This is a genomic window from Nostoc sp. DedQUE05, assembly GCF_034530955.1.
In the GTDB taxonomy this organism is placed as follows: domain Bacteria; phylum Cyanobacteriota; class Cyanobacteriia; order Cyanobacteriales; family Nostocaceae; genus Nostoc.
Window position 1 is genome coordinate 1 of record NZ_JAVRCB010000091.1, and the last position, 7179, is coordinate 7179.

Here is a 7179-nt window from a genome sequence, read left to right on the forward strand (position 1 = left end):
ATCCCCTCAACACTTGCAATTTTACCAGTCTTAGGGAATGAAACAGCCCTGCCTTTACAAGGGGGGATTAAGGGGGGTAATTCGACTTTTGATTCTATAGGGCGGTGACAGGGAAAGCTTTACAAGAGAATGTGTAATTAATTTTGTTGAGTTACTTAAAAAGATTAGCAAAGGAACTATAACTGAGGTAAAGATTTAGCCAGAGGTGTCCAAAGGTAAGGAGATATAAATGGTTAACAGTTCTGAAAGCGATATAAATATTGGGTGTAATGTCCAAGGTATTTCTGAATACGACTTTTTTTCTGACAGTAATTTTGAGGACATTCATTATCGTCCGCTTAAAATAGACTCTCCCTACTTAGGACTAAAAACTTTTGAAATTAAAGATAAAGATAAATTTTTTGGTCGGGAAAAGTGGATTGCTAATCTGGGCGATCGCTTAAACCAAAATAATGTTCTCTTGCTTTTAGGAGCATCAGACAATGGCAAATCATCATTGATTCGGGCAGGTTTAATTCCTTATTTAGGAAATAATAACAATTCATTAATTAATATAAGTTTTCACCCAGATGAGAATCCTTTTAAATCTCTTTATCAGTGTCTTGCTTTTACTTATGGAAAAAAATCGCCACTAGCGGATATTGCTAGAGAAATAAGAGAAAATACTCTAATTAAAATTGTTACATTACTCAAACAAGATTATCAGTGCGTTCTGATTTTTATTGACCAATTTGAAGAACTTTTTACGAAAACTCAAAAGCCAGAACGGGATAAATTTGTTGATAGTCTCTTTCAATTGTTCCAGCAGCAGGATAGCTCTGTCAAAATTATTTTAACAATGCGGTCTGATTTTTTGGATAGATTTAGTGAGTATCCCCAACTTGCAAAGATTCACGATCGCTATAGTTGTATACTCACTAGAATGAGCGATCGCGAATTAAAGTTAGCGATCGCTGAACCTGCTGCTAGAATTGGCGTTACCTTTGAACAAGGACTAGTTGAGCAAATTATTCATGATTTTCACCAACAAAATGATTATTTACCACTTCTGGCATACACCCTGAATGTATTGTGGGAAAGAGAAGATATTGCAAACGGGGTTCTGAAGATAAAGACTTATCAAGAATTAAAAGAGCAAACGTTTGGTTATTTCAGCCAACAAGCTAATCGATTTATTAATGCTAATGTTGGATGGCACGATCGCCATTCGAGAGAAAAGGAAGAAGAGATTCAAAAGTTAAACCTTGCACTGACTGAATTAAAACTGCGCGAGCAATCCGCCAGGGTTTTGAATTTACTTCCCGTCCAACCGCTAGAGGGTTTGCTGCTGGCAATTCAAACAATGGGTGAGAATCTAGAGAAATACCCAAACCAGCTTCTAGCTTCTGTTTTGGGAAGCTTAAAGGAAGCAATGAACACACCCACAGAGGCAAATAACTTGCGCGGACACGAGCAAGAGGTGAATTGCGTAGCTTTTAGTCCTGATGGCAAGTTTATTGCCACTGGCAGTAGTGATTCTACTGTATGCTTATGGAATATCATTAGCAATCCCACTGCCGAATTTTTGTTGGGACACGAGCAAGAGGTTAATTGTCTAGCCTTTAGTCCTGATAGCAAATTTATTGTTAGTGGCAGTATTGACGGAATTTTGTGTTTATGGGATCTACAAGGTAATCTCATTATTCAACCCTGGCAGGGACATGAGGAAGGAGTTATTTCCGTCACCTTTAACCCAAATGGCGATTCTATTGTCAGTGTTGGTTTTGACGGAACGGTGTGTTTGTGGGATTTACAAGGTAATGCCATTACTCAACCTTGGTGCGGACACAAGGAAGGAGTTATTTCCGTCACCTTTAACCCAAATGGCGATGGCTGCGCCAACCCCTCCGGGGTACGCATGATCGGTGTTGGTTTTGACGGAACGGTTTGTTTGTGGGATTTACAAGGTAACGCCATTACTCAACCCTGGCACAAACATGAGGCAAAAATTATTTGCGCCGCCTTTAGCCCCGATCGCAAGTTTATTATTAGTGGCAGTAGTGATTCTACAGTACGGTTATGGGATATTCAAGGTAATCCCATCGGTCAACCTTGGCGCGGACATGAAGGAAGTGTAAATTCTGTAGCGTTTAGCCCTGATGGCAAGTTTATTGTTAGTGGTAGTTGCGATCGCACAATACGTTTGTGGAATATTAATGGCAACTCCATGACTCAACCTTTGCGCGGACATGAAGGACAGGTTAATTCCCTAGCCTTTAGTCCCGATGGCAAGCTGATTATCAGTGGTGGCGATAAAACTGTGCGTTTGTGGGAGCTAGATCAAATATTACAAGATCGAGTTATCGGGCGATCGCAGCGCAAATATGAGAATTGGGTCAATTCTGTCGCCTTTAGCCCAGATGGCAAGTTTATTATCAGTGCCAGCAATGATACTACAGTGCGCTTGTGGGATATGAACGGCAATCCTATTGGTGAACCTTGGCGTGGACATGAAAAAGAAGCGAATTCTGTCGCCTTTAGCCCAGATGGCAATTGGATTGTCAGTGCCAGCAATGATTTTACAGTACGCTTGTGGGATATGAACGGCAATCCTGTTGGTGAACCTTGGCGCGGACATGAAAAAGAAGTGAATTCTGTTGCCTTTAGCCCAGATGGCAAGTTTATTATCAGTGCCAGCAATGATTCTACAGTGCGCTTGTGGGATATGGAGGGCAACCCCATTGGTGAACCTTGGCGCGGACATGAAAAAGAAGTGAATTCTGTTGCCTTTAGCCCAGATGGCAAGTTTATTATCAGTGCCAGCAATGATTCTACAGTGCGCTTGTGGGATATGGAGGGCAACCCCATTGGTGAACCTTGGCGCGGACATGAAAAAGAAGTGAATTCTGTCGCCTTTAGCCCTGATGGCAAGTTTATTATCAGTGCCAGCAATGATTTTACAGTACGCTTGTGGGATATTGACGGCAATCCTATCGGTCAGCCTTGGCGCGGACATGAAAAAGAAGTGAATTCTGTTGCCTTTAGCCCAGATGCCAAGTTTATTATCAGTGCCAGCAATGATTCTACAGTACGCTTGTGGGATATTGACGGCAATCCTATCGGTCAACCTTGGCGCGGGCATGAGTATTGGGTAAATTCCGTAGCTTTTAGCCCTGATGGTAAACTGATTGTCAGTGGTAGTCTTGATGCAACAGTGCGCTTGTGGCGCTGTGGGTGGCAAGAGTGGTTGCAAGTTTGTTGCAACAGGTTACATTATCATCCTGTCTTTCAAAATCCTGAAAATGGCAGTGATGTAGAAATTGCCCACCAAACTTGTCAAAAATATGTATGGAATCCACAATGCCCTAAACAGTTGAACAACCAAGGTGAGCAGAAAGAGAAAGCGTTTTCAGCAGCTTTGGAGGACTTTAAGCAAGCAGTTCAACTTAATTTTACATCGCATTGGAAACATCGCCTTGCTTGGCAATCAGTACCCACAGAGAACCAATAACTCGTCCTACTTGCACCGCAAGTTTAAAATATTGGGTTTCAAAAACTTACGGAAACTAAAGTCCAATCATTAACAGAATTACTCAATCCAATAAATTAAGTTTGCCGTAATAGTAGGTTGGGTTGAGGAACAAAACCCAACATTTGCAAGACTAAAATTAAGTCATCTAAAGCTTGGATGAAAATAAACAGTTAGTAGCGCTGGCATAATTTCACGAGTTAAAATATCTGCGACTAAATCTGATGATTGCAAAAATTGGATGGCTACAATAACCCTATCTTGCTACTAGTTTATAGATACTTGACCAGTATTTACCTGGTAACAATTTCCTTGTTGATAAAATTCTTGCTACTGGAGTTTGTCACCTAAAAAGCTTATGTCATTTACAGATAGATTTAACCAACTTGCAGCAATTATTTCTAATGAACTAGGTGTACAAACAAAAGATATTACTCTTAATATACGGCTTCGGGAAGACCTCAAAATAGATGGTGATGATGTTGATGAACTATTTTCTAAAATCACTGAACAGTTTGGTATAGATTGGCAGGGGTTTGTTTTTTACCGATACTTCTATGAAGAACCACATTTATTTTCTTTACTTTTTGAGTGTTACTATCGCAAACGTTACGGCACACTCAAAACAATTACCGTCAGCCATCTACTATCAGTTATTGAGTGTGGAGTTTGGTTTGAACTGTCCCAATCTGATATTTACATTTGAGTTCATTACACAATCTTAACTAGTTTATACTGATAAGTTTTCCTAATCATTAGTATTATTAAATATTATTACGATTTTTGTCCTATATTAATATTTGCAGCCGTCCTTGCAGATATCTATATATTTGTTTAGCGGCGAATTCTATTCATCGGAATAATTAAACCCATGAGTCAAATAGTCTGGATAGCAAGACACGCTAACCGCCTCGACTTCGTAAACCCCGATTGGTTTCTTACCGCTGAACGACGCTACGATCCACCCTTGTCTAATGATGGTATGGTGCAGGCACAGCAGTTAGCTAAACGATTAAAAGGAGAAAATATTGGCCATATTTTCGCTTCTCCTTTTCTGCGAACCGTACAAACGGCAAATGCAGTTGCAGAAATGCTCGACTTGCCGATTAAACTCGAAACAGGCTTGAGTGAATGGCTAAATCCAGTTTGGATGACAGAAGAACCCGAAAGACTCTCAACTCCAGCATTAGCAAAATTATTCCCCAGAATTGACACCAGCTATACTTCGCGCATCGCCGCCAAATATCCTGAAACTCATGAAAAAGTGCGAGAACGTTCTGGGCAAACTGCCAGATGTTTAGCTACTGAGTTCTTTCCAGAGGATATCTTGCTAGTCGCACATGGTGCATCTGTATTGGGCGGAGCAATGGGACTAGTGGGGGAAATTGCCAAAACAGAAGTTAAAGCTTCTTTATGTTCGTTGGTAAAAGTGGTACGCGAAGATCCAGAATGGTTATTGGAACTAAAGGGAGATACTTCCCATTTAACCCACATAGAAGAAGTGATTCGATTTGCCTAAACCTCTGATAGATATTTGTGTTCATAGCTTCTGGTAGGTTGGGTATATCCCACAAATAAAGTAATTAATCCCCGAATAAGTTCTATGACTTTATTACTAGCAGGAGACATCGGCGGTACGAAAACTATTCTGCAATTGGTTGAAAAATCAGACTCACCAGCTTTACATACTATTTATCAGGAAAGTTACCACAGTGCCGATTTTCCTGATTTAGTACCAATTGTGCAGGATTTTTTGGTCAAAGCTAATACACCCACACCAGAAAAGGCTTGTTTTGCGATCGCCGGCCCCATTGTCAAAAATACTGCTAAACTGACCAATTTAGCTTGGTTCCTGGATACCGAACGTCTACAAGAAGAATTGGGTATCCCGCATATTTCTTTGATTAATGACTTCGCCGCCGTTGGCTATGGCATTTCAGGTTTACAAAAAGAAGACTTGCTGACGTTACAAGTTGGCAAACCTCAACCCGAAACCCCCATTGGAATTATTGGTGCTGGTACTGGCTTAGGGCAAGGATTTTTAATTAAGCAGGGGAACCACTATCAAGTTTTTTCTTCAGAAGGTGGACACGCTGACTTTGCTCCTCGGAACGAGATCGAGTTTCAACTGTTGAAATACCTGCTAGGTAAACATGATATCCAGCGCGTTTCTGTGGAACGCGTGGTTTCTGGAATGGGAATTGTGGCAATTTACCAATTTCTGCGCGATCGCAAATTTGCCACAGAATCACCAGATATTGCCCAAATCGTTAGAACTTGGGAACAAGAAGCCGGACAAGAAGAGAAAAGTGTCGATCCTGGTGCTGTCATTGGTACAGCTGCACTAGAAAAACGCGATCGCCTCTCGGAACAAACTTTGCAATTATTTGTAGAAGCTTACGGTGCAGAAGCCGGTAATCTCGCCCTGAAACTTCTACCTTACGGTGGCTTATACATCGCTGGTGGAATTGCGCCCAAAATTCTGCCTTTAATTCAAAACAGCGGTTTCTTATTAAATTTCACCCAAAAAGGCAGGATGCGCCGCCTCCTCGAAGAGATCCCGGTGTATATTATCCTCAACTCGCAAGTCGGCCTAATTGGTGCTGCTTTATGTGCTGCTAGGTTATAACAGCTGGCATCATCAGTGAGATCGCTATCTCAAAGGGCAAAAAATATGACAGTTAAAAGTCTGTTGCCACTAATAGCCGCCACCATTGTTTGTGGTGGCTCTGTTCTTGTGGAAGCGCGTCAACCCAAATCTCCGGTAGCTGTTGTCAAACCAAAGGTTTCTCAACCCGTGCAGCCACAATGGAAGTTATACACTGCTCCAGATGGACGTTTTACAATTTTGATGCCGGGAAACCCCAATAGAAATACCGAATCCCAAAAAACTTACATGGGGGAAATTACTTTAGAAATATTTATTGCTCAACCACCAAAACAGCAAGTAGCATACATAGTTGCTTACAATGATTTTCCTTATAGTTACGGTGAAATGGCCGATCCTCAAGCTGTACTTAATAATGCACGGGATATGGCTTTAAAGACTACGAAAAGTAATTTAATTAGTCAACGAAACATTCGCAGTTACAATAATCATCCCGGCAAAGAAATTCAGTACATCAATTCTGGAGGGAAAATTACTATAAGTAGAATGTATGTTGCCGAAGGAAGACTATATCAAGTAATGGCAATCACTACCAAAAAACAGCAGAAGACATTAGCTAAAACTATTAATGGCTATTTAAATTCTTTCAATGTGGTTTTAAAAAAGTGAAATAACTAACAACTTCTACTATATTAGCCTTGTAATTAATTGCAGGGCTAATATAACGTGAGTTCGACGAGTGCTATTTTGACCTCTCCCTCAGCCCCTCTCCTACGTTCGTGCAGCGTCTCAAAGAGTGCATAGCAATTGTGAAGTAACGGCTGCTACCAAGCAGGAAATTGAAGCCACCTTATTATTGCCTTAGCAGGACTTACGCACTGAAAACTTGAAAGCTTGATCCCCCCTAGCCCCCCTTTTTAAGGGGGGAACCGGAATCAAAGTCCCCCAATTTATCGGGGGATTTAGGGGGATCTAGAACGTTTTGTTACCGAGAAGAAAACTTTTCAAACATCCTCTAAGCTCGACTTTATCCATTTTTGGCTACGGGTCATCACAAATGTAG

Annotated in this window: 5 protein-coding genes; all 5 read left to right on the forward strand. The window is 41.0% G+C overall.

From position 1 onward, the window contains the following. Positions 1-229: 229 nt before the first annotated feature. The gene (locus tag RMZ42_RS34480; protein ID WP_322675657.1) at positions 230-3490 is read left to right on the forward strand and encodes a WD40 repeat domain-containing protein; all 3261 of its coding nucleotides are present in this window, start codon (positions 230-232) and stop codon (positions 3488-3490) included. A gap of 376 nt (positions 3491-3866) precedes the next feature. Beyond that, the gene (locus RMZ42_RS34485) at positions 3867-4214 is read left to right on the forward strand and encodes a DUF1493 family protein (protein WP_322675658.1); all 348 of its coding nucleotides are present in this window, start codon (positions 3867-3869) and stop codon (positions 4212-4214) included. A gap of 165 nt (positions 4215-4379) precedes the next feature. Then, positions 4380-5027 carry a histidine phosphatase family protein gene (locus RMZ42_RS34490; protein ID WP_322675659.1) on the forward strand — a complete coding sequence of 216 codons (648 nt, stop codon included), beginning with the start codon at positions 4380-4382 and terminating at the stop codon, positions 5025-5027. An 84-nt stretch (positions 5028-5111) separates the two neighbouring features. Next, a complete protein-coding gene (locus RMZ42_RS34495) occupies positions 5112-6137 on the forward strand; it encodes a glucokinase (protein ID WP_322675660.1) in 1026 nt (341 codons plus the stop codon). A 45-nt stretch (positions 6138-6182) separates the two neighbouring features. Then, positions 6183-6785, forward strand: coding sequence for a hypothetical protein (locus tag RMZ42_RS34500; RefSeq protein WP_322675661.1), 603 nt, complete (start codon positions 6183-6185; stop codon positions 6783-6785). Positions 6786-7179: the final 394 nt, after the last annotated feature.

Excerpts from the sequence above, each read along its gene's own strand:
- RMZ42_RS34495 (WP_322675660.1), top strand. The coding sequence starts at position 5,112 with ATGACTTTATTACTAGCAGGAGACATCGGCGGTACGAAAACTATTCTG.
- RMZ42_RS34500 (WP_322675661.1), top strand. The coding sequence starts at position 6,183 with ATGACAGTTAAAAGTCTGTTGCCACTAATAGCCGCCACCATTGTTTGT.
- RMZ42_RS34480 (WP_322675657.1), top strand. The coding sequence starts at position 230 with ATGGTTAACAGTTCTGAAAGCGATATAAATATTGGGTGTAATGTCCAA.
- RMZ42_RS34485 (WP_322675658.1), top strand. The coding sequence starts at position 3,867 with ATGTCATTTACAGATAGATTTAACCAACTTGCAGCAATTATTTCTAAT.
- RMZ42_RS34490 (WP_322675659.1), top strand. The coding sequence starts at position 4,380 with ATGAGTCAAATAGTCTGGATAGCAAGACACGCTAACCGCCTCGACTTC.